The 21467-nt window shown below is 58.3% G+C and carries 16 protein-coding genes and 2 pseudogenes; 8 read left to right on the forward strand and 10 right to left on the reverse strand.

The features are described 5' to 3' along the window. Nucleotides 1–21 precede the first annotated feature (21 nt). A complete protein-coding gene (locus AC0L17_RS13220) occupies nucleotides 22–2301 on the reverse strand; it encodes an FG-GAP repeat domain-containing protein (protein WP_473516144.1) in 2280 nt (759 codons plus the stop codon). Nucleotide 2302: 1 nt separating this feature from the next. Further along, nucleotides 2303–2902 carry a PIG-L deacetylase family protein gene (locus AC0L17_RS13225; RefSeq protein WP_473516218.1) on the reverse strand — a complete coding sequence of 200 codons (600 nt, stop codon included), beginning with the start codon at nucleotides 2900–2902 and terminating at the stop codon, nucleotides 2303–2305. 186 nt (nucleotides 2903–3088) lie between these two features. Between AC0L17_RS13225 and AC0L17_RS13230 the strand changes: the two genes are divergently transcribed. From AC0L17_RS13230 to AC0L17_RS13245, 4 genes are all read left to right on the forward strand, one after another. Next, nucleotides 3089–3355, forward strand: coding sequence for a hypothetical protein (locus tag AC0L17_RS13230; RefSeq protein WP_473516145.1), 267 nt, complete (start codon nucleotides 3089–3091; stop codon nucleotides 3353–3355). 10 nt (nucleotides 3356–3365) lie between these two features. Continuing rightward, complete coding sequence (locus AC0L17_RS13235; RefSeq protein WP_167366280.1) at nucleotides 3366–4619, forward strand: class I SAM-dependent methyltransferase; 1254 nt, start codon at nucleotides 3366–3368, stop codon at nucleotides 4617–4619. Then, nucleotides 4616–5839, forward strand: coding sequence for a class I SAM-dependent methyltransferase (locus AC0L17_RS13240; protein WP_473516146.1), 1224 nt, complete (start codon nucleotides 4616–4618; stop codon nucleotides 5837–5839). The genes AC0L17_RS13235 and AC0L17_RS13240 overlap by 4 nt, the downstream gene beginning before the upstream one ends. 793 nt (nucleotides 5840–6632) lie before the next feature. Next, entirely contained in the window at nucleotides 6633–8078 is a 1446-nt protein-coding gene (locus AC0L17_RS13245; RefSeq protein ID WP_473516147.1) for a lipopolysaccharide biosynthesis protein, read from the forward strand. 26 nt (nucleotides 8079–8104) lie between these two features. On the opposite strand, the pseudogene AC0L17_RS13250 reads toward AC0L17_RS13245, so the two are convergent. The 5 genes and pseudogenes from AC0L17_RS13250 to AC0L17_RS13270 form a co-directional block, all read right to left on the reverse strand. After that, nucleotides 8105–8350, reverse strand: a pseudogene (locus AC0L17_RS13250) (transposase); the annotation flags it as partial. Nucleotides 8351–8526: 176 nt separating this feature from the next. Beyond that, nucleotides 8527–9516, reverse strand: coding sequence for a DUF707 domain-containing protein (locus AC0L17_RS13255; protein WP_473516148.1), 990 nt, complete (start codon nucleotides 9514–9516; stop codon nucleotides 8527–8529). Between the two features lie 28 nt (nucleotides 9517–9544). Beyond that, nucleotides 9545–10504, reverse strand: a complete 960-nt coding sequence (locus AC0L17_RS13260; RefSeq protein ID WP_473516149.1) for a glycosyltransferase family 2 protein — start codon at nucleotides 10502–10504, stop codon at nucleotides 9545–9547. Between the two features lie 24 nt (nucleotides 10505–10528). Beyond that, the gene (locus tag AC0L17_RS13265) at nucleotides 10529–11512 is read right to left on the reverse strand and encodes a class I SAM-dependent methyltransferase (RefSeq protein WP_473516150.1); all 984 of its coding nucleotides are present in this window, start codon (nucleotides 11510–11512) and stop codon (nucleotides 10529–10531) included. Between the two features lie 233 nt (nucleotides 11513–11745). Next, nucleotides 11746–13029 (reverse strand): glycosyltransferase, encoded by a 1284-nt coding sequence (locus AC0L17_RS13270; RefSeq protein ID WP_473516219.1) that lies wholly within the window; start codon nucleotides 13027–13029, stop codon nucleotides 11746–11748. A gap of 466 nt (nucleotides 13030–13495) precedes the next feature. Between AC0L17_RS13270 and AC0L17_RS13275 the strand changes: the two genes are divergently transcribed. The 4 genes and pseudogenes from AC0L17_RS13275 to AC0L17_RS13290 all read left to right on the forward strand — a co-directional run bounded on the left by AC0L17_RS13275 (nucleotide 13496) and on the right by AC0L17_RS13290 (nucleotide 17583). Continuing rightward, nucleotides 13496–14932: a polysaccharide biosynthesis/export family protein gene (locus AC0L17_RS13275; RefSeq protein WP_473516151.1), complete on the forward strand. Its 1437-nt coding sequence runs from the start codon at nucleotides 13496–13498 to the stop codon at nucleotides 14930–14932. Between the two features lie 121 nt (nucleotides 14933–15053). Further along, nucleotides 15054–16250 (forward strand): acyltransferase family protein, encoded by a 1197-nt coding sequence (locus AC0L17_RS13280; RefSeq protein WP_473516152.1) that lies wholly within the window; start codon nucleotides 15054–15056, stop codon nucleotides 16248–16250. Nucleotides 16251–16472: 222 nt separating this feature from the next. Beyond that, a pseudogene (locus AC0L17_RS13285) lies at nucleotides 16473–16780 on the forward strand (ATP-binding protein); the annotation flags it as partial. Nucleotides 16781–16992: 212 nt separating this feature from the next. Beyond that, nucleotides 16993–17583 carry a flavodoxin family protein gene (locus tag AC0L17_RS13290; RefSeq protein ID WP_473516153.1) on the forward strand — a complete coding sequence of 197 codons (591 nt, stop codon included), beginning with the start codon at nucleotides 16993–16995 and terminating at the stop codon, nucleotides 17581–17583. Nucleotides 17584–17788: 205 nt separating this feature from the next. Here the strand turns inward: AC0L17_RS13290 and AC0L17_RS13295 are convergent, their stop codons facing one another. From AC0L17_RS13295 to AC0L17_RS13305, 3 genes are all read right to left on the reverse strand, one after another. Then, nucleotides 17789–19201 carry a hypothetical protein gene (locus AC0L17_RS13295; RefSeq protein WP_473516154.1) on the reverse strand — a complete coding sequence of 471 codons (1413 nt, stop codon included), beginning with the start codon at nucleotides 19199–19201 and terminating at the stop codon, nucleotides 17789–17791. Between the two features lie 221 nt (nucleotides 19202–19422). Next, nucleotides 19423–20169 carry an SDR family oxidoreductase gene (locus AC0L17_RS13300; protein WP_091590014.1) on the reverse strand — a complete coding sequence of 249 codons (747 nt, stop codon included), beginning with the start codon at nucleotides 20167–20169 and terminating at the stop codon, nucleotides 19423–19425. Beyond that, nucleotides 20166–21410 carry an FAD-binding oxidoreductase gene (locus tag AC0L17_RS13305; protein ID WP_473516155.1) on the reverse strand — a complete coding sequence of 415 codons (1245 nt, stop codon included), beginning with the start codon at nucleotides 21408–21410 and terminating at the stop codon, nucleotides 20166–20168. The genes AC0L17_RS13300 and AC0L17_RS13305 overlap by 4 nt, the downstream gene beginning before the upstream one ends. Between the last annotated feature and the right edge of the window lie 57 nt (nucleotides 21411–21467).

Genomic DNA, 21467 nt, shown 5'->3' on the forward strand with positions numbered 1-21467 from the left:
GCCGGTGCTCACCCCTACTCGTCAGCGGGCCTTTTGGTCGCCATCAGCATTCTTGCCGACCGCGTCATTCCGCCAGACATGGATCGCTTCGAATGCGTCCCATGCGATCGACACAATGTCGAGATCCCCGTCACCGTCGAGGTCGACCGTCCTTGCTCCCAGATGGCTTTCCATCCCTTCGCCGACCAGCTGCTCGATGAACCGTCCCCCACCCAGATTATGCCAGCTCGAGAGACGAAGTGCGCCGCGATGCTCGCCCATGATAAGATCCGGCCTGCCGTCGCCAGTCATATCGGACACTGAAAGGCTATTAAGGGAACCGCGCGAGGTGATTTCGTGTTGCTCCCAGTCGGAGGAGCTGTCGCCGGGGTTGTGCCACCAATACGCCTTAGCGCTGTCGGCTTTGCCATTTTCCTCGGTCACGACGATGTCCGCACGTCCGTCGCCATCAAGATCGGCGGCCGCGACGCGGTCGGGATAGACCATTTCAGGAACTTTTCCAACATGCCGAAGCTCCCAGTCTGGCGAGCCGTCACCCGGATTGCGCCACCATGCGGCCGTCTTTGCATCGCCGGTCGTGGCGACAAGGTCAAGTAGACCGTCCCTATCGATATCGGCGAATGCGATCCCTTCATCAGACGCTTCGGCGCAGATGCGGGTGCGCGGCCATGGCTCGACTGTTGGATCGTCAGGAATCTTAAAATAGAAAACCCCACCGCCACTCGAGACCGCCAGCTCCGGCTTCCCACCTTTTACGACCTGGGCTAGCACATGGCCCTGAGAGCCGAGCTCATGACTGGCGGCGGGAACCTCTCCGATCTCGTGCTCTTCAAAGCGGTGCGCTTCAATGTCCTCGGCATGGAGCCACACCAGGTGCAGCGCCCTGCCTCCGCCGCGCTGTGCTATGACCTCCCCGCGCCCGTCACCATCGAGATCCAGGGCTGCGACCGCGTCCACACCCTCGGCAAGCGGGGTCCGTTCCCATTCTGTGTTCCAGGCTTCGGACGGTTGACGGTACCAGAACGGACCCGAGATGATGTCAGTGAGATCATCACCATCCATGGCGGAAAAAGCGATCCCAAAGGAGCGGACGTGCCCGTTCGTGATGCGATGATAGGTCCAGCGGTCGAGGCGGACCGATGCAGGCGGATCCAGCCGATTGATCCACACTCTGACAGGCGGGTTGCCCACCCAGTTCGCCCCATAGATATCAAAATCACCGTCCCTGTCGACATCGGCGACGACGCCGTTGTGGAGACCCACATCGTCGATCACTTGACGGGCCCAGCGCGTTCCTCGCCCGTCGACATTGTAATGGATCGCGAGCTTGCGCTCCTCGGTCGTGTGCATCTGCCCGACAACGACATCGTTGTCCCCGTCTCCGTCCATGTCGGCGGCCTGCAGCGTATGGGCGCCCGCAACAGAAGGCTGAATGACATGGCGGATCCAGCGGCCCGTCGGTCCGGCGAGGGGCTGGAACCAGGCAACGTCGTCAGTGTGCTCGGAACTTGAAGTCAGAATGTCGGCGCGGCCGTCCTGGTCAAGGTCGGTGACGAGCGCCTTGAATGCAGGATTGAACGGACCAAGCTCGTGGCTGCGCCATAGTGCTGCATCGCGTGCTGCCGCTGCGCCTGGATTCGACGCCCATACTCCGTGCAGGACGAGATCGACATCAGCATCGCCGTCAATATCGCCGATTGCCATTCCCTCTTCGCCAAGGTTGAAGAACAAGCCCACGCGGGCCCAGGAGCTCGGGCTTTCCTGGAAGAAAATCATCACTTCGCCAGGCGCTCGAACGACGATATCAACGAGGTCGTCCCCGTCGAAATCAGCGGCCTTGATGTCTTTGCCCCAGCTGCCGACTGCACCGATTTCCCGACGCTTCCAGCTGGGACCGTGGGTCGGGTTACCATTCGGCCGCGGGTTCTCGAACCAGACGAGATTGACAGCATCGGGCCCATCGGCCGTGACGATGTCGCGATCACCGTCCCCATCGATGTCGGCAAGCACTCCGTCGGTGGTGAACTCGACGCGGGGCCTCGCGATTACGGTGTGAACCAGATCGGGCCACCGCCACCAAGACATCGCATCCTCGGGGAAGCCGCCAAGAACGAAATCCAGTCGACTGTCGCCGTCTATATCGCCAACAAGCTTTACGTCTCCTGAATAGGGGGCAATCTCTTTGCGTTCAAAAACAAGGCCCGACTGTAGAATTTCTTCGGGAGGTCCCTGTCCCTGAGCGGCCTCGCAACTTGCGAGGGTGTGCCCGATCATCAGGACCGCGATCAGGCGGCCGAACATGCTAAATGTTGATTTCGTAGCGTGTGAACACTTCGTAGTCGGCCAGCAACCGCCCGACGAAATCTCCCCCCGACAAGTCCGACAGCGTCCGCCATTCATCTTGGTTCTCCAGACGCTGCATCTGCGACGCATGCGCCGCCAGCGCTTCCCGCATTACGCCGATAACATCGCCAAGACAGGCGAGGCTATTGAGCGTGGACGACGCGATGGTACCAATCCAGACTGGATACTCGAAGACCGTAATAGGGCGACCATAAGCACGAAGCGCCGCGCGAACTGCTGCATTTATGGCGACATGATCGGAAGTCGGATCCTTTGCATAGTTCACGAAAACGCTCTGCGGCCGCCAGGTGTTGAGCATCGACACGACCGCATGTGTTATCGCATGAAAGTGATGATTGGCCGCCCCGCCTGGAAGGCGTAGGAATGTAACACTTTCGGATGATGCGCCCAGACGATGAACTGCCTCTATGGCTCCGGCCTCGCGTGTCGTCCTGCCTAAGGTCGCGATGAGGACGCGGCGCCATCGGTGACAAAAACCAAACGGACCTAGGCACCCGAGGCCGGATGCGGCGCAACAATGACAGCCGACGCTGACCAGCCGCCTACTTCAAACGGCTTAAGTCGCAGTCGCAATTGACTATCAAGCATGGTGCTGAAGGTCCGCCTAAAGGTCCACATTGGTGCGCTTCCATCATCCGTTCGCTCGCGTTGTTGAACGCCGATCGCCCATGGTAACAGAACTCACGGACGTTCGAGACGTGTGTTTGTTGGTGGGGAAGACTTTATGAAAGTGGGTATCCTCGCGGGCGGATTTGGGACACGGCTGGCCGAGGAAACAGAGAGCCTGCACGCGTTCAAGCCGCAACGGACGGCCCGACGCGACGTCGCGCAGCTCTACGAGGCATTCGGCACTGTTGGTCTCTTGCTTGAAGAGTTCGAGGGGGAGCGCTTCAAGCGCATCGCCTACGTGAAAAAGCTGATCCGCGATTGCGAACTGGACGAGCACCTGGTCGCGTTCCCGTTCTGGCCAAAGCAGACTGAGCCGGGCTAAGGGGGACGATATGGACATGATGTGCCTAGATGCGAAGTCGGTAACCGAGCGGGCCTGCCGATCTTGCGGTGGAACTGGCATTGAGACGTTTCTCGAGTTCGGTAAAACGCCACTGGCCGATCGTCTTCTCACCAGCAGCGACATCGGCGAACCGGAGCCCATTTTTCCGCTGCGCGTCGCGTTCTGCAAAGACTGCAGCCTCGTCCAGATCACCGAGACGGTGAATCCGATAATTCTTTTTGCCGATTCCTATCCATATTATTCCTCTTTCTCCCCTGCTCTCTTAAAGCATTCGCGTGCGAATGCGCTTGATCTGATCAATCGCCGCGGTCTTGGCCCGGAGAGCCTTGTCATCGAATTGGCGAGCAATGATGGTTATCTGCTGAAGAACTACGTCGAGGCGGGAATTCGGGTGCTCGGAATTGATCCGGCCGACGGACCTGCCGCCGCTGCCGAGAGGGTCGGCGTGCCCACGCGCTGTGCATTCTTCACCCGCGATGTCGCTGAAACGCTGCGCGCGCAAGGCATGCGCGCGGACATTATCCATGCCAATAACGTGCTCGCCCACGTGGCCGACACCAACGGATTTGTGGCAGGAATTGCCCGACTTCTCAAGGATGACGGTGTGGCGGTTATCGAGGCACCCTATGTCGAACCTTTGATCGAACATTGTGAGTTCGACACGATCTATCACGAGCATCTTTGCTATTTTTCAGTTACTGCACTGGATAAGCTCTTTCGCCGCCACGGGCTTTACCTCAATGAGGTCAAGCACCTTTCAATCCATGGCGGTTCGCTGCGCCTTTATGTGGAATCGCGCGAGAACGTGGGGGCGACAGTAAAGGACCAGCTTGCCCATGAAGCCTCGCGCGGGATCGATGCGATCGGCTATTTCCGCGATTTCTCCAGCAAGGTCGACGCGCTGAAGCGCGACCTTTCCACGCTCTTACGCCGGTTAAAGTCGCAGGGTGCCACGATTGCCGCCTATGGAGCGGCAGCCAAGGGAGCAACGCTGATTAACACCGTCGGCATCGGACGCGACCTCGTGGACTTCGTCGTGGATCGCAACGTCTATAAACACAACAAATATATGCCCGGACAGCGCCTGCCGATCCGCTCGACTGAAGCGCTTCTCGAGGTGCAACCCGACTACGTGCTTCTCCTTGCTTGGAATTTCGTAGACGAAATTCTCGATCAACAGGCCGAGTATCGTGCACGCGGCGGAAAATTCATCCTCCCCGTCCCAACGCCGAGAATCATATGACAAAACAGGCGGACCGCGCACAGATGGCTTGCCTGAAAGCCGATGGACCGACGCAGTCGACGGGTTCCATTCGAACCGATTGCTTGGTCTGCGGTCAGCGAAATCTGCTCAATTCGGTGCTATTCGAAGCGTTGCCCCTGCTCTGCAACGCGCTTTGTGCGGACGCGGCATCGGCGCGCGCGGCACAGACCGGCAGATTTGCGACTACCTTCTGCCTCGGCTGTACGCACGTCTTCAACGCCTCATTCGAGGAAAATCGCATCGGTTATACGCAAAGCTACGAGAATTCGCTTCATTACTCACCCCGTTTCGTGGCGTTTGTTGAAACGCTGGCCGAGCGCCTGAGCAGGACCTACGCGCTCTCGGGGAAGACGATCGTCGATATTGGATGCGGCAAGGGGGATTTCCTGAAGCGGCTAAGCTTGATCAGCGGTGCGCAGGGAATCGGTTTCGACAAGAGCTTCGAGGACAACCGGGGGGACGCGGTCCCTGGAGTACGATTTATCAACGACTGGTTCGGCGATTCCTACGCGGATCTGCGTCCTGACCTGGTGGTATGCCGCCAGGTTCTCGAACATATCGCCGAGCCGGTGAAATTCCTGCGCGCCCTTCGCGCCCATCCGGGCATCGCACCGGAGACGGTGTTCTTCTTTGAAGTCCCGAATGTCCTTTACACGCTCCGGGATATGGGAATCTGGGACCTCATTTATGAGCACGCCTCCTATTTCACGCCCGCTTCGCTGAACGCGGCGTTCGAGACGGCTGGCTTTCGAGTGCTGGATGCAGGGACGTCTTTCGGCGACCAGTATCTTTACATTGAGGCGCGGCCGGCTGTCCCCAAGTACGCTACTTCCGTTGACAGCCGCGAAATCGAGATGCTCGTCCGCGATTTCGAGCGCGCCTATCGCGACAAGATCGAGCGATTGGGTGGTTACATCGCGAGGCGCAATCCCCAGCAGATCGTCGTCTGGGGAGGGGGATCGAAGGGCATTACATTCGTCAACGTTGTGCCAGGCGCCGATCGGATCCGCGCGATCATCGATGTGAATCCGCACAAGCAAGGTCGTTTTGCGCCAGGAACCGCCACTCCGATCCTTGCTCCGGAGGCGTTGCGCGGCCAGCCAGTCGAATCAATCATCGTCATGAACCCGCTCTACCGCGACGAGATCACCAGTCTCGTAGCGGAACTCGGCTTCACACCCGAGATTGCGGTTGCATGAAAGTTCAATTCAACCGCGGCGGCACGAAAGCGCAGAACGGGATTGGTAGGGGATACTCCAATGACCGTGCCGGTCGAGATCAACATGGCCATTCCACCAAGGGTCATCGGACATTCTCGCCTCGTTATAGCCCGACAATCTGGCAGAGAGGCGCTCTCACTTTGATTGCCGAGGCGCACCTCGTTTGCCCTTGAATATCAGCCAGCGCCGAAAGAGGTAGCCCCCGCTGCTTGATCGCCTGCGCGGATGGGCGTGTGGGACGCGGGATGGTCCATCGGTAATCGGACTGCACCAAACTGCCCCGGGTGCGTGAGACATACGTCGTTTGGGGACGTTTACGTTCCCACGCTCCGGCGTAAGGTTTGCAAGATGCACTCGAACGAATTCGAATCCGGGCAACGCGGCCGCAGCGATAACATCAGGATATCAGCCAACACCGCCTAATTTGATTGCGCTACAAAGAGGATTTCCAGAGGAGCTGCCTATGACCAATAAGAACTGGATGCAGCCACCCTTCCTCGCCAACCACAGCATCCTCAGCCATGCGTGCTTGTGGATGGTGGAATAGAATGACGAGCAAGCACGCGAAATGCCATCCGTGTCCCGCGACGGCCCTGCGTTCGCGAGGTTCCAGCTCGACAAATGATAGCTGGAGAGAGGTCGACGGCTCTCGTTCTTATTCACGTAGACCAGGCCAGATCGCTAGCGGCGCAGCCGTGAGACGAAGACGGAAAGCCTTGGCTGAGCGATCGAAAGCCGCAGGCCTGTCTCCCAACGGGCAAAGAGACGTGCGATGACATCGATCGGCGCGAAGATTGTCAGCGGCGCAGCTTGGGCAGCAGTCGAAACATGGGGTCGGCAAGCAGCCATGTTTGCCGTTTTTGTCGTATTGGCCAGGCATCTCGGACCTGAAGCATTCGGCCTCGCCGCCCTCTCCATGGTTGTACCCGTCATTCTTGCTGTTCCGGTGACGACTGGAATACCGGAGGCGCTCATCCAGCATCCTAAAATTGAGTCCTTACACTTTGACTCGGCCTTCTGGCTTCTCGCCGCGAGCGGCGCAGTGATTAGCGGGCTCATCTGGATGTCTGCCGGTTTGATTGCTGCAGCGTTCGGACAGCCCATTCTCGAAGATCTCATCCGCTGGAGCAGCGTGGTCGTCGTAATTCAGGCCCTCTCGTCGGTACCTGCGGCTGTGTTGAAGCGCCAACTCGAGTTCCGCTTGTTCGCGTTGCGTACACTTGCCGGCACCGTCGTCGGCGGCACACTCGGCATCGTCTTGGTAATAGCCGGTTTCGGCGTATGGAGCATGATTTGGATGCACCTTGCAAAAGCGGCTGTGGAAACCGCTGTCCTTCTCGTTGGCAGTTCTTGGCGGCCCCGTCTGGCCTTCTCCTATGCAAAGGTTCGTGACCTATTAGGATTTGGCGGCCCGCTTATCGTCCAGACTTTTTGGAGTTTTTTGAATGAGGAAATTCCAAAGGTCCTACTCGGCACGTTCCTCGGCCCCCACGCGGTCGGAGTCTATGCTCTCGCCCGTCGTCCGCTCGACCTTCTAGTGCAAGTATTCCTCAGTCCGCTGATGGCTGTCACTATGCCCACCGTGTCACGGATTCAAGATCAGCCCGAAAAGATCGACCGTTTCTTCAACACGACCGTCCGCATCGCCGGGATAGCAGGGTTTCCTGCATTCATCGGATTTGCCGCGATCGCACCGATCGCGGTTCCCTTTATCTTCGGCCCGCAATGGGCCAGCGGGGTCGTCGCTGTCCAGATTCTCATGCTGCTGGGCCTGCAACGCACGATTGACAGCCTCTGCGCGTTTACGATCCTTGCAATGGGTCACTCCAGGTTGATCCTGAAGTTGAACATTGCCTACTCTGTTGTCGCAACGATGCTGTTGTCCGTCACTGCGCAGATCAGCCTTGAGATGACGATGGTGGCGCTCGTAGCCTGCGGCCTGGTCCTCCTACCAGTCTTCCTCTTCTACGCTCAGCGCATCGCGCGTATCGACGTGCTGAGACCCCTTGAGATCTTCCCACGACTGGCTCTCGCCGCCCTCCTGATGTTCGGCGCCGTCAGCGCGTGGCTAAGCAGCGCGCCTGAGCACGCCGCGCAGGAGACGCTTCTTATTAGCGCAATTGGCCTTGGAGCCGCTGTCTATTGTACGGCTCTCTTCGTGCTGGTGCGCTCTGACCTGTTCAATGCGCGAGACTTGTTCCTCAGGCTTCGCGGCTAGTTTGGTGTCGGGCGCGACCTCTAGAAGAACCCGGGGAAATAGGAGCCCTTCCTGAGCTTGGGGATGCGCAGCTCAGCTCGACGGTGCCGGCGCGCGTCTCCCAGTCGCGCTCGCGATAGCCGTTGCGCTGGGCCGTGCGCAACGGGTTCTTCTCGCCATGGCCGGCGCCGGTGGCGGCCCCAACCTCCAGCTCCATCAGCCGCTCGGCGGCAAAGCCAATCATCTCGCGCAAGAGATCGGAATTCCGGAGTCTTCTCCACGAGCGCGCGCAGGTTCTGTTGATGACCACCGCAAAGCCGCTCGCTCGCTACAGCGCTATCGAGGGCGCGCTCGCGAGCGGCTTCGCTACCGCCGAGCTACTGACCCGTGCGGTCAATCATCGTGATGAACCCGCTCTATCGAGACGAAGTTGCCCAGGCGGCACACGAGCTTGGGCTTGCCCCCGATATCATCGTTGCCTGATCCTGCGATCCACCCTTTGCGGCTGATGGCCTGACTTTATCACTCCATCGACGTCGATCCGTTGCAGGTTGACCGGCCTCAGCCAGCAGTGTCGCGTATAGTCGGTCGAGCGGCGCATAAACTGCGGCCATCTAAGTGGCGTCTTGGACAGCGCCCGCCAAAGGGACAGGGAGTTAAGGCCGATCAGAAAGCGAGACCGGATGAGCTGCCCGCGCCGGTCCACCGCTGCATAGGTTACGAACCCGCGAAACGCAGCGCCGAACCTCTTCAGCACCGCATCCATCTGCACGTCATAAGGCTCGTTGGCGGCGAAACCTTGAAGCGACTTTGTTGTCCCGACCGGCCGCGTGTGTCTTACAACGACATCGTCAACGATGGCGTACCGCAACCAAGGCATGTCAGTCAGGCGGGTCCAAAGAAGGTCTATTCCCGTCTCGTAGCCGAGCCCGAACAAATTCAACGCCGATTGCAGGCACCTGGCGCTGAACACCGGGCACATCATCTCGACCGTGTTGGTATATCGCAACACGTATCGCTTGCCGCTGACAAGCGTCGCTGCGTAGGAGAAATAGCTGTCCCAAGACAGTGCTGGCTGAAACAGATCAAGTTTATAGCGGCGGCCGATAGCGAACAGACGATTCAAGTCCAGCTTCGTCGTCTCGATGTCATCGTCGATCAGTGCAATGAGATCATATCGCGTCACAATTTCAGGGTAGCATTGAAACAAGGCATGATAGCCGGCGATCTTGCGCCCCGGGAGAAATACGCTGAAATCGTTCTGTCCATGGGAGACGCCAGCCTCGTAGGCGGCGACGAGAAGATCGAAGTCGGCGTCGCCCGCCCCCTCAGTCCAGCCGGCATGCAAAGAGCTACGCCCCGCCCGGACGATCACCAGATTTCTCTTGCCCGAGCTCTCTGGCAATTTTCGGAAGGCTGACACTGCTGCGGCCGCGGGCGTGACTTGGCGAAGGTTCATACAAAGCCTCCCGGCGGACCACTCGTTTCTAGGCAGGCGATCGGTTTGAACCGGCATGAATGCGTTTCAGAGCCCCCAAGCCGGCGCCGCGGAGCTTGGCACGAAGCTGCGGAGAAACAGCGCCTACAAGTTCCAGGAACAGTCTCGCGATAAGCAGCGGATCCAAGATCCACGCAACCAGATGAAGCAGTGTCATGCCCAACGGTGCTGTGCGCCTGTGCCGATAGGCAATTGCGACGAGGTGTTTTAGCCGCCTCGACAACTCAAAGGCATTCGCCGTGGAGCCACCAGGATTTTGCCAAGCCAGTCGCTCGGAGCTTGGCAATCGCACCGAGCGCGTCGGATGATCACGGCTGTATAGTATCGCGCTGGGCGCATGAACAAACGTCCCGAGAAGAGCCATCTCGGCCAGAAGCGCACAATCCGAGCCGTAGTAGGGCTCGTGCAGTGTCGTTTTAGCTAACGACGCCCGGCGCCAGAGGCCGAACATCGCAGCATCCCAACCGTGCGCAGCAACCATCAACCGGAAGCGGGATGCGGGCGTCGATCCTCCCATGTCCGGCAGCACCCTTTCGACATAGGAAGTCAGTTGCCCAGTTTCGTCGATCCCCAGCAGTCGCGGGTAGGCAATGACGTGGCGGGCATTCGCGTCAAGCGCACGCACGCAGTCTGTCAAGAAACCACTGCTCAAGCGGTCATCGTGCGCGCACCATTTGAAATATTCGCCTGTGCTCAGTTGGAACGCTCGATTGAAATTGGCACCGGCTCCCAGGTTGCGAACGTTTCGGACATAGCGTATGCGCCTGTCCCGCTGCGCAAATTCCAAGCATATATCCGCTGTCCTGTCCGTCGAAGCATTATCGGTGATGACAAGTTCGAAATCGCCGAAATCTTGCTCGAGGATCGACTGAATCGCATCGGACAGGAAATTCTCGCCGTTGTAGACGGGTAAACCAAGGGATACCTTTGGCGACTTGGAATGTTCCATTTCCAGGCTCCTTCTGGGTGGACGTCAGACCGCGACGACTTCCGGTCGCAGGTCCAGCGCAATCAAGGATTGCGCCACTTCGTTCACGTATATCGGGTTCATGACGATGACGAGATCAGGCGGAGTGTCCAAGAGGTCGCTTGGCGCGATGACCGGATGACCGGTCCCGGGCGTAAACTTGCCTTGCTTGTAGGGGTTGATGTCGACTGCTGCCCAGACTTCGTCTCCAAGCTGCAAGGTCGTCAGGAACGACACTGCCTTGGAGCCGCCGCCCCACAGGACGACCCGCCGGCCGGCGGCGTATGCGGCGCGGATGCGCTCCTGCCAGAAATCCTGAACCGCACGCACGCGAGCGGGAAAGGTTTCCGCCAAACGGTGCATCACTTCCAGATCGTGCTCGAGCGGTAGTCTCGGCATCGTCCGGCCGGCTGACGGCCGGGCGTACTGAACGATGTACTGGTTGTCATAGACGAGCTCCAGATCAGTAACGTCGAAACCTTCCTGGCGAAACAGGCGTGCGTGCGCGCCAGGACTGAAATAGGAGCAATGCTCATAGTAAATGTCCCAGAACGCGCTCTCCACGAGCACACGTTTTGCATCAGGCGTCTCGAAGACCGCCCAATCCTGGGTCCTTTTGCCGATCATCTTGCGGATCAGCCGCACGAAACTCGACACCGAGCTGACGTGTTCGAGCGTGTGGCGACAGAGGACCGTATCCGCCTGGAGATGCTGGTAGTCCGGTCCGAAATAGTCGACGATGATCTTGACGTCGCCGTACTCATCATTGCGGCCTTTGTCGGCTCGATAGGCTGGATCAATACCGAGCCCGGTGGAGCCGCCCGATATGCAAAGTTCGCGGAGAAATTCACCCTTGCCGCAGCCGATCTCCAACACGTGCTTGCCGGCTATCGCACATTTTTGTGCAATCTCGCGTGCAAGTCCTTTCGCGAAACTGTTGAAGGTGCTGGAAAAATGCTGGGATTCCTCGAAATTGGTCGAGTAACCCATGATCGTCTCGTCAAAGGCCCTGTTGAATATGAATCCGCATGCGTCGCAGAATGCGAGGTCAAGGTCGCGGCGGGGAAAGGCGTGGGCCTCTCGGGCCGAGTTCAGCAGGACACAACTATGCACCGGGATGGATTCGACCCGGTAGATTGACCGGCTGACCGGCGCCGAGCAGCAAGGGCACGCGGCCGGTCGAAGCGCTTTTCTGTTGCTTGCCATGTGAAGGTCAACTGAATTCATTGTAAAATTGGCTCGACAAGTGAACCGGTTATATCGCGCGTCGAGCTCTCGGCTCCGAAGAGTTCATTGTACTCGGTCGCGCGAGCGAGTTGGACAGACTGGGCCAGGCCAAGGGCGTCGAGTATCGCCAGGTCGAACCTTTCCTCGGAGAACCGGGTCGCGTTCACGCGACAGGCGTGCGGCGTAATGGACAGCGCATTTTTCTCGAATAGATCAATGGCCCCAGCTACGGAATCGATGGCCTGACGGTCGAAGAGCACACCTGTCGGATGGGCGCTCTCGCCAAGCGGCCGGACAATGTCGCGCGCGCCGCCGCGGCCGAAAGCGATCAATGGCGTGCCGCACGCCTGGGCCTCGGCAAGCGTTATCCCGAAGTCCTCGCATCCGGCGAACACCATCGCACGAGCCTTGGCGATTTTTTCGATGTATTCATGCCGCGGCAGATAGCCGGTGAAGACTATGTTGGGGCCGGCAAGCGATCGCAGATGTTTGGATTGTACTTCGTCGCCGACAACAACCAGGCGACGCGACGGCGTTTTGCTGAACGCCTCGATTATCAGATCCGTTCGTTTATACGGGGCGTGGAACGCGGCCGTGACGTAGTAGTCATCCTTGTTGACGACGAGTTTAAGATCCTCGGTGGCGACGGGCGGATGGACGACCCGCGCGTCGCGGCCGTAAATCCGTTCGATTCGAGAGCGGACATAATTCGAGTTTGCCAGCATCAGGTCAGGACCGTGCGCCGTTCTCGTGTCCCAGGTCCGCAGCCTGTGAAGCATGTAGCGAAAGACGAGACCCTTCGGCCCAAATCCCAAGCGGGCCTGCTGCAAATAGGAGAATTGCTCGTCCCACGCATATCGCACCGGACTGTGCACATAGCACAAATGTAGTTGGTCCGGGCGGGTCAGAACGCCTCGAGAGAATGCGGCCGAAGAGGAAATTACCGCGTCATAACCCGTGACATCAAATTGTTCGATCATAAACGGGCAGAGAAAGAATAGTGACCTGTAGTACTTTTCCACGAAGGGAAGTCGATTCATGCCGGAAACGTGGAAAATTACGCCTGGAAAATACTCTTCCTTGATCTCCTTCGGGAGAAAATCAAACAGGGTGAAAACCTCGGCTCTCGGAAAAATCTTGCAGATCCGGGCAAGGACCTGCTCCCCTCCCCGAAAGTTCGGGCACCAATCATGCACGACGGCGATGCGCGCGTTGCGGTCGATGCCGGCAAATGGCGTCTTGCTGATCGATCGCAAATGTTTGGTATCCCGGCCCACCATGGTGGTTGCTTTCGGCTGTCGCACATGGCGCATGCATTGCCCTCCCGGAATGTTGGCACCTTTTTCCGGAATTCTTTGTCGCCCGGATGCTCAGCGACTGTGTGTCGTCCGCCCCGTCCAAACAAGCTGCCTATCGGGTTAAGCGCCGCACCCTCCCGAGGCCCGATGTACTCCAACGAGGTACGCCTCCTACTTCGATGGGCCTAAGCACGCATCAACGCTAACCTTATGCGCAGGCTGTATCGGCGCGACCGGCGGATTAGGATCATGGCGCGCTCACTTCGCAAGCAGTGGTCGCGCGCCGTATCTGTACCCATTGCCCGCGAGGAGAGTTGATCGTCGATGATAGTGGTCGTGATCGTCGCAACGTTTGGTCGCAAGGAACAAGTGACTCGGCTTCTTTCACAGTCGCAAGGGGCTGGGTGGAGCCCGAGTAGAATCTGAAGATCTAGTGCAGAGGTAAGAGATGCTCCAGGAACTGCCTTTTTCCGTCGACAGCGGCGCTCGTTCAAATCATCGAGTTCGGCGCCTGGGCAACCTGTCGGCTCGGCGCGACGGTTGGCGCATTCTCCACGTCGTGGTGTATGCGGGGATGTCCCTGGCCTGCATGTTGGGTGCCTCGGCTGCAAACCCCACAGACTATGTGCTCGGCCCGCAGGACAAGCTCCGCGTCAAGGTCTACGAATGGCGTGCGTCACGCGACAAGATTTTTGGCTGGGATGCTCTCAATGACGAATACATAGTCGGTCCCAATGGCTCCGTTTCGCTACCGCTGGTCGGCGAAATCAAGGCTGCCGGACTCACCACCGGTGAGATCGCGAACTCGATCGGCGACAGCCTCATGAAAAGTGTCGGCCTCTCGCGAAAACCGAACACCGCTGTTGAAATCGTCCAGTTCCGACCGTTCTACGTGGTCGGCAAGGTGACGCAGTCGGGAGAATTCGCATACCGGCCCGGGCTGACCGTCTTGCAGGCATTGAGCATCGCGGGCGGATTGCGGACTCGAGAGGACAGGGACGCCAGGTTCGAGCGCGAAGTGATCCAGGGCCAAGGGGATGTGAGCCTGCTTAGACTGAGCGAGGCCAGTCTCCTCGCTCGCAAGGCACGGCTCGAGGCGGAACTCTCGCATGCCAGCGACATTCAGTTTCCGGCCCAGTTGACGTCGCGTATTCAGGACGACGTCTTTGCCGTGCTCTTGAAGCAGGAACGCTTGATCTTCCAGGCGCGCAGCGAGGGATTGGACACTCAGGTCAAGGCGCTTCTTGGTCTCCGCGAGTTCCTCCAGAAGGAACTTGCCTCGCTGGAAGCGCAACTCGTTTTCCTCGACAAGCAGATCGGCTCAATCCAGAAAGAATTGACAGCGGTTTCGGCGCTTGTCGCCAAAGGTCTTGCGGCGGCGCCGCGCGAGTTTTCTCTGGAGCGGGCCCTTGCCCAGGCGCAGAGCGAGAGGTTGTCGGCGGAAACCAGTCTGCTGCGCGGGCGCCAGGAAATCAGTAAAACTGACATATCAATTCTCGAGCTCCAGGATGGGCGCGAAAATGAGATAACGGTCGATCTGCGTCAAACGCAAGCTGAGCTCGATGCTCTCGTAAGCAAGACAGAGACGACAAGGCGGCTATTGTACGAGTCCGCGGTATCTGCCCCGAGCCTTCTTGCCCGCCGAGCCGACGCGGAGCTGGCTGCGCCGATCTACACGATTTTCCGGCCGTCGGCGGACGGTGCGACAGTGCAAATCCAAGCTGACGAAACGAGTGCCGTCGAGCCCGGAGACACGATCAAGGTTGAAATACCACTGGCTGAGGATGAAACGGGCGCGCTGGACCTGACATCGACCGAGCGGCATGAGGCGCCGGGAATAGAACTCAAGGCAGAGACCGCCGGCGACACTGTAGGCATTCCGTAGCCTCCCGGCGGATTTTTGGCAGGATGAGGCAGACGACTTTGAGAGGCGACGAGGAGAAGCCACAAAAGCGCCTTCAGCCACCTGAGCAGGAGGGAGAAGCTCGGACCGAAGGAATATGAGCATGCCAACGCAGTCGATGATGTCTCCGTACATGCCGAAAAACAGCCAGCGAGTTGGCCCAGTTGACGCATTGAGAGGCTTAGCCATGACGGCGGTCGTGGCACAGCATTGCGGATTGTTACCATTTGGATGGACGGGTGTGTGGCTCTTTTTCGTGATCTCCGGATACGTTGTTACCCTTACGGTGATAAGCCGGGAAAGCGATCAACCGGCGCTAGAGAGGTTGGTAGGGTTTTTTCGCAGGCGCGCACTTAGGATCGTCCCTGTCTATTTCGCCTACATCTGCGCAGGTGTCGTGACCATCCTTGTGAGTGGGAGTAGCCTCGACCTGATCGCTCTTGGCTCGCTACTGGGGTTTATCAACAATCTGGCCATGACGCTTGGGCGAGGTGAGCTTGCTTCTTGGCCCGTCGGGCACCTGTGGACTATCTCAGTGGAGATGCAGTTCTACGTCATCTACGGCTTTGCGCTGTTCCTGATGTCCCGCCGCACCGTAGTCTTGCTGCTACTTTCTATGCTCATCTTGGCGCCTATGCTGCGCCTGGCCGTATCGATTGGCCTAACCAGAATCGGATGGGGTGCCGAAACCAGCGCGTACGCGGTCTACGCTGGATCATTTCTTCATACCGACGCCTTTGCGACGGGCTGTTTGCTAGCTTTTTTAAGTAAATATGGAATACTCCAAAGAAAAGCTCCATTTGTTGCAATAGTTGGAATCTGCTTACTTTTCATCTATGTAATACTTTACACAAGCATTAACTACTATGTCGTGGAAGCGCGGGGCATCGACATCCTAAAAAACGTCCTCTCCGGAATCCTGTGGGGGCAGTATCGCGAAGTATTCCTTTACAGTGCGCTAGCCGCTGCCTCTGGCGGCCTTGTAAGCCTTGCCGCTGTGGAGCACCGTTCCGTCCACTGGCTTTTGAGACTGAAATCTCTCCAACATATTGGAGAGATTTCATATGGCGCATACATTTACCATGCGATTGCGGTCGTCGCGGCCAAGTTGGCCCTCTCTCCGATAATGGACTTTTCGGCGAACCCGAGGCCAATCCATACGTGGATCGCGTTGTTCTTGTTGGCATACCTTCTGACGATTGTCGCCGCAGAACTTTCATTCCGATTTTTCGAACGCCGCTTCCTGGGTATCCACAATCTGCGATCTCCCACCAGGCAAATTTCCGAGATGCCGACATGACAACGGTGCGTATTGCTCTTGCTTTCCTCTCGCTTTTGTTTGCCAACTCTACCAGCGCGGCGCGGGAGCAACACCTTTGCAAAGGCCGGCGCCCGTAAATGTGAACCGCCCCGAGTTGATCGGAGGCTGTTTCGTTTGAGTCACGCGGCTATGGCTGGTTCATCCAACATCGCGTCGTAGCGTTCCTCGGCTTCGGCCGGCGGGATGTTGCCGATGGGCTCGCTCGAGGCCGAAACCCGAGCCGGCCGGCAGGGACGCATGGCCGATTATCTCGGGCGCAAAGACTTCGTCGTGCTCGATGAACTTGGCTATCTGCCATTCGCCCAGTCCGGTGGCCAACTGCTATTCCACCTGGTCAGCCGCCTCTACGAGCAGACCTCGGTCATCGTCACCACCAACCTGACCTTCGGGGAATGGCCCTTGGTCTTCGGTGACGCCAAGATGACCACCGCGCTCCTCGACCGGCTCACTCACCACTGCGATACGTCGAGACCGGCAACGAGAGCTGGCGCTTCAAGAACCGCGCCTGAACCCCAACCCGCTGAACCGCCCAGGTGCGCAACCCCGAGCAGCCTCGACGGATCGGATCAGCTCACCGACCTTAGGGGGTCAATATTGTGATCCGGAAAATTCAAAGGTAAAGAGCGAGTATCGTCGACTTTGAGGCCATCGGTGGGGATACTCAAAACTTCGCCCCGTGCCATTCGGTATCGAGCTGTCACGCCTTACTAGGGATCCTCACATGGACAAAGCGACGACCATCATTGGAATAGACTGCAGCCCACGCGCGTCCAGTAACTCAGCGCGGATGCTCGGCGAGGTTCTTCGCTCGCTCGAGAGAGATCGGCGGGTGAAGGTCGTGGAACAGGTGCGTCTGGCCGATGAGCGTATCGACTGTCTCGGGTGCGAGCAGTGTTATCAAACGTTCGGATACCACGGCGACGGGATCGATCGTGTTCTGTCACTCATGAAAGAGTCGGACGTGATTCTGATGGCTACTCCCACCTGCTTCGGAATGCCGCCGGCCCTGGGCGTCGTCTTGCTCGACAGATCGGATCCCCTGTGGCGCGACGGACAACAGCTCAAAGGAAAACTCGGAGCGGTCATCGTCAACGGCGCCACCGATCCCGCGGACGATCCGAGTGTGCGCCTATGCGCGGACAACATGATCAAGTTTTTCGAACAGCACGAGATGCCCTGCGTCCAGCCGATCCATCTGGGGGGAACGCTCGCGTATCCCGAGCAACGGTTTCCGGACCCGCTCCCCGACGGGACGATGGGCGTTCTCGAGCAATTGGCTGACGAGATCCGGCAGTGGGTCGGGAGCAGGTGATACCGGCACATCTCTTACCTCCTCGCGTGGTGAGACACGACCGCCCAGGTGCGCAACCCCGAGCAGCCTCGACGGATCGGATCAGCTCACCGACCTTAGGGGTCAATATTGCACGCCGATAAGGGGTCAATCTTCAACGCCGTTTGACAGGTATCTCCGTATCAGGAGCCTTCAGGCGATCCGACCCGCCGGTCGCGGGCCGAACCTAGGAGTCCTGCGTCGGGAGCCGCGTGACGGGCGTACTTGCGCCTAGAGCACGGACCCTGGTTGCGCAGATGACCGCAACAGCAATGAAAAAGCCGATACCCGGATCGGCGCTCCCACCGGCCAGAGAGCCGGCAACAATGGAAGCCAGAGCACAAGCTCGTACGCTTGACACCACTGCGTTGGTTTCTGGATCGATATACTGTTTGAGGCTTCCCATGCCCCGAAAAACCACCACCAAGAGTACTACCATCATCAGGCCGCCGACCAAGCCAAGCTGTGACGCAACTGCGATCGGCCAGCTAGATGCACGCGAACTGCCCAAGCCTACACCGAGACCGCTCGTCTCGAAGAACGCCTCCATACTTTTAGCATTCCAGTAGGCTCGCTCCTGGCCAGAGGAGGAATTTCCCTTATTTATAACCATAGAATCAAGTAGTTGGACGTATGGAGTGAAGAAACCCTCATCATAAAGGCCGATCGCCAAGGCCATGCAAACACCAAGCGAAACGACGGTGAGGATCAAGATTTCGGTCTTGTCGAAGCGGCCGGAAAGGAATGAGCGCAAGATAGAGATCGCAACAGGAATGCTCAGTATGGCTAGTCCCACATAGGCCACCGAAGACGTGGAAAGGGCCAAAAGGACAAGCACCAGAACTGCCAGCCCCCCCGCCAGCCGCGACTTAGTTTTGCGCCAGTAAACATAACAGAATGCTAAGCAGGCGAGTGATCCGCCGCCGAAGGCCGATGCCTCGGAGGCGGCACCCGCAATGCGCCAAAAACCACCCGTCTTAGCTTCTGAGAGCATCGCGTAGTTGGCTGTGCGGATCGGCCGAAGGACATCTCCTGCTCCTGCTAGCTTGCCGATTAGGTCGATCAATCCCATCCCGCAGTGGAGACCGCATGAGAGAAGGAATGCGCGCCGAATTTGGTCCATTCTATCCTTGTGCAGAAGCAGAACGCACAGGGCGATAGCAGTAAGCCCCCCCAAAACGAAATATCCGGTTTGTGAGATATTGCCCGACACGGGTGCAAGCGGAGCCTCCACGACTCCGCGTCGCATTGTCGATTGTACAAAGACAATAGTATCTCCCGCGAAGAAGCGCGGGAACAACCAGGCGCCGACCATGGCATAGAGCATCAGCCCGCAGAGGGCCCAGATCGGTCGGATTTCGCCGAATACATCGCCGAGGTGCCGCCAAATTCGTCGCTTGAAGGCGACGGCAGTCACCAGAAGCGCAGCGAAGAACGTGAAGATGAGTGGCGACGATCCCCCAAGCGAACTTAGCGTAACAACGGCAGTTGCACCGAATGTCAGCGACACAATGAGCCCGATGATTAATGGAGCCCGGAAATAGCATCCTAGAAGCAATATTCCAGTACAAACTAAGAGACCGATGAACGAGACCTGCATGATGCTAGGTCCAACCCAGCGGCGTGAACCGATCGCTTTGACTTGCGTTTGGATAGTACGAACATTGCAGCGACGCGGGACATCGTTCAGGATAAGAAATCCAGATAGTCTGTACACAAAATTCGAGCGCTGGGGCGGCAATATCGTTGCAGGCTTCGAACCCTTTTGCCGAAGCTATCTCGCCAGCAGCGGCGCGCAATGGCTTCATCTGCACCATGCCCCTAGAACTTGACCCGCTTAAAAACGCCCTCAGGCATCGCGGCGATTACCCCCATGACAAGACGCCAGCTTCTTCTCACGTAGATGATGTCGCGGTGCCGCGATTCCGCAGCCTCGTAGATGGCTTCGGCTACTTCATCAGGTTCTGCCGTTAAAAATGGTGACAGTTTCATCCCGTCTGTCATTCGGGTCCGGACGAAACCCGGCATGACCGTCACCACCCTCACGCCTGAGTGCCACAATCTACCTCGAAGCCCCGACAGGAAAGCAGTCAATCCGGCTTTGGCGGAGCCGTAGACATAGTTGGAGGCGCGGCCGCGGTTTCCGGCGACCGAACTGACACCAACGATGGTGCCGGTGCCCCGCTTCTCGAATCGGTCCGCCAGCATGCCAAGGAGAATTGCGGGTCCCTCAAAATTCGTACGGAGTGACAATGAGGCGTATGCCGTGTCGGCAACCGCTCTCGACTGGGTTGGAAGCATTCCCACCACGCAGACGACTGTATTGGGCAATGTGCCGAGTGAATTGATGAACGGCCCGAACGACTCCGTATCCAAGATGTCGAGGCGGCAAAGTTCGGCCTTGGCCTGCGAGGCGGTGAGAAGGTGGTTGACCTCCCGCAGGCCTTCTTCGTCGTTTCGGGCCGTAAGGATCACTTTCCAGCCATGCTCGGCATAGACGAGGGCCGTTGCCCTCCCTATGTCCGAAGTGCCGCCTATGATCAAGGCGGTTCCCGGTTGTGTCGTCATACTGCGATCCTTTTCGATAACATCGATGCGAGCCGCCCTTCGGCCCCAATCGCGCGGCGCTGCTGACGAAATACAGAAAGATTCGGATAGCCCGCCTCGAACGTTTCGGGCCGCTGGCGGGCGTCCTTGGCCAGATAGAGCCGCCCTCCCCCTTCGACGACCAAGCAGTCCAATCTATCCAGAAGTGAGAAGATGCTGTCGGATACGGGAAAATCGAGAGCCAGCGTGACTCCCGGCATCGGAAATGAAAGCTGGCCGCCACCCTTGCCCAACGTCTTGAGGACGGCAAGGAACGACGGGTCCCTCGTTGTGGCAATTTCTCCCATGATTTCAGGCAAGACGCGTGACGCTGTCTGATGGGGGAGAACGAATTGGTATTGCAGGAACCCGCGGCGGCCGTAGAGCCGGTTCCATTGGTCAAGGCCGTCCAGGGGGAAGAAATAGGATTGCCACGTCACCAGTTCATCCTTGGTGCGGGCGCGGGCGTAACGGAGCGCATTAAAGGCTCGGATGGAGTGCCTGTTGAGAAGAAATCCCGGGGCATCCAATGGCACAGCAATCCCGCGACCACGGGTATTCGGGTAGATCGGTGCACCCGGGTTTCTTTCCTGGAGAGCGTCAAGGCTGACATGTTCGCCGAGGTAAACCAGCGAGCGGCCAAGCGCGTTTCCCCTGGAAAGGCAATCGACCCAAGCTACGGCATAGCTGGCGCCTTCATTAGCTGTCAGTAGCTGCACGGCCGATAATATATTCTCGGCTCGTACAGTGTTCTGCCTCATCCATCCTGTTTCGACCTTGATCAACCGGATCGTAGCCTCGACAATCGTTCCAGTCAGGCCCATCCCCCCAATGGTAGCTTTGAAGAGGTCAGAATTATCATCCCGGGAGCATCGGACCGTCTGTCCCGAGGGAAACATCAGTTTCAGCGCTTCTACATGATCGCCGAAGCCCCCGACCCAATGATGGTTTTTGCCGTGAACGTCCGCAGCAATCATGCCGCCGATCGTGACAAAGCGCGTGCCCGGTACCACGGCAGGGAAAAACCCTCGAGGCAGGAACCTGTCGATTAGGTCAGCTAGTAACACACCAGCTTCGACTGTCAGTAAGCCCGAGGTTTCGTCGAAACCCTTCATTCGGTCGAAGCGCCGCATATCGAGCGTCACTCCTGCACCGATACCGGCGTCGCCATATGAGCGTCCGTTGCCTCGCGCCACGTAGGTCGGTATGTGCCGCTGCAGCATCGCCAGTTCGCGAGGAGATCCCGGGCTGACGACGTTGCTGCTGTGCCTCGGATACCG

It is taken from the genome of Mesorhizobium sp. WSM4829 (genome assembly GCF_055811475.1).

Coding starts and splice junctions, on each gene's coding strand:
- AC0L17_RS13275 (WP_473516151.1), top strand. CDS start 13,496: ATGCTCCAGGAACTGCCTTTTTCCGTCGACAGCGGCGCTCGTTCAAAT.
- AC0L17_RS13280 (WP_473516152.1), top strand. CDS start 15,054: ATGCCAACGCAGTCGATGATGTCTCCGTACATGCCGAAAAACAGCCAG.
- AC0L17_RS13255 (WP_473516148.1), bottom strand. CDS start 9,516: ATGAACCTTCGCCAAGTCACGCCCGCGGCCGCAGCAGTGTCAGCCTTC.
- AC0L17_RS13305 (WP_473516155.1), bottom strand. CDS start 21,410: ATGCTGCAGCGGCACATACCGACCTACGTGGCGCGAGGCAACGGACGC.
- AC0L17_RS13245 (WP_473516147.1), top strand. CDS start 6,633: ATGACATCGATCGGCGCGAAGATTGTCAGCGGCGCAGCTTGGGCAGCA.
- AC0L17_RS13290 (WP_473516153.1), top strand. CDS start 16,993: ATGGACAAAGCGACGACCATCATTGGAATAGACTGCAGCCCACGCGCG.
- AC0L17_RS13230 (WP_473516145.1), top strand. CDS start 3,089: ATGAAAGTGGGTATCCTCGCGGGCGGATTTGGGACACGGCTGGCCGAG.
- AC0L17_RS13300 (WP_091590014.1), bottom strand. CDS start 20,169: ATGACGACACAACCGGGAACCGCCTTGATCATAGGCGGCACTTCGGAC.
- AC0L17_RS13220 (WP_473516144.1), bottom strand. CDS start 2,301: ATGTTCGGCCGCCTGATCGCGGTCCTGATGATCGGGCACACCCTCGCA.
- AC0L17_RS13270 (WP_473516219.1), bottom strand. CDS start 13,029: ATGGTGGGCCGGGATACCAAACATTTGCGATCGATCAGCAAGACGCCA.
- AC0L17_RS13265 (WP_473516150.1), bottom strand. CDS start 11,512: ATGGGTTACTCGACCAATTTCGAGGAATCCCAGCATTTTTCCAGCACC.
- AC0L17_RS13260 (WP_473516149.1), bottom strand. CDS start 10,504: ATGGAACATTCCAAGTCGCCAAAGGTATCCCTTGGTTTACCCGTCTAC.
- AC0L17_RS13295 (WP_473516154.1), bottom strand. CDS start 19,201: ATGCAGGTCTCGTTCATCGGTCTCTTAGTTTGTACTGGAATATTGCTT.
- AC0L17_RS13240 (WP_473516146.1), top strand. CDS start 4,616: ATGACAAAACAGGCGGACCGCGCACAGATGGCTTGCCTGAAAGCCGAT.
- AC0L17_RS13235 (WP_167366280.1), top strand. CDS start 3,366: ATGGACATGATGTGCCTAGATGCGAAGTCGGTAACCGAGCGGGCCTGC.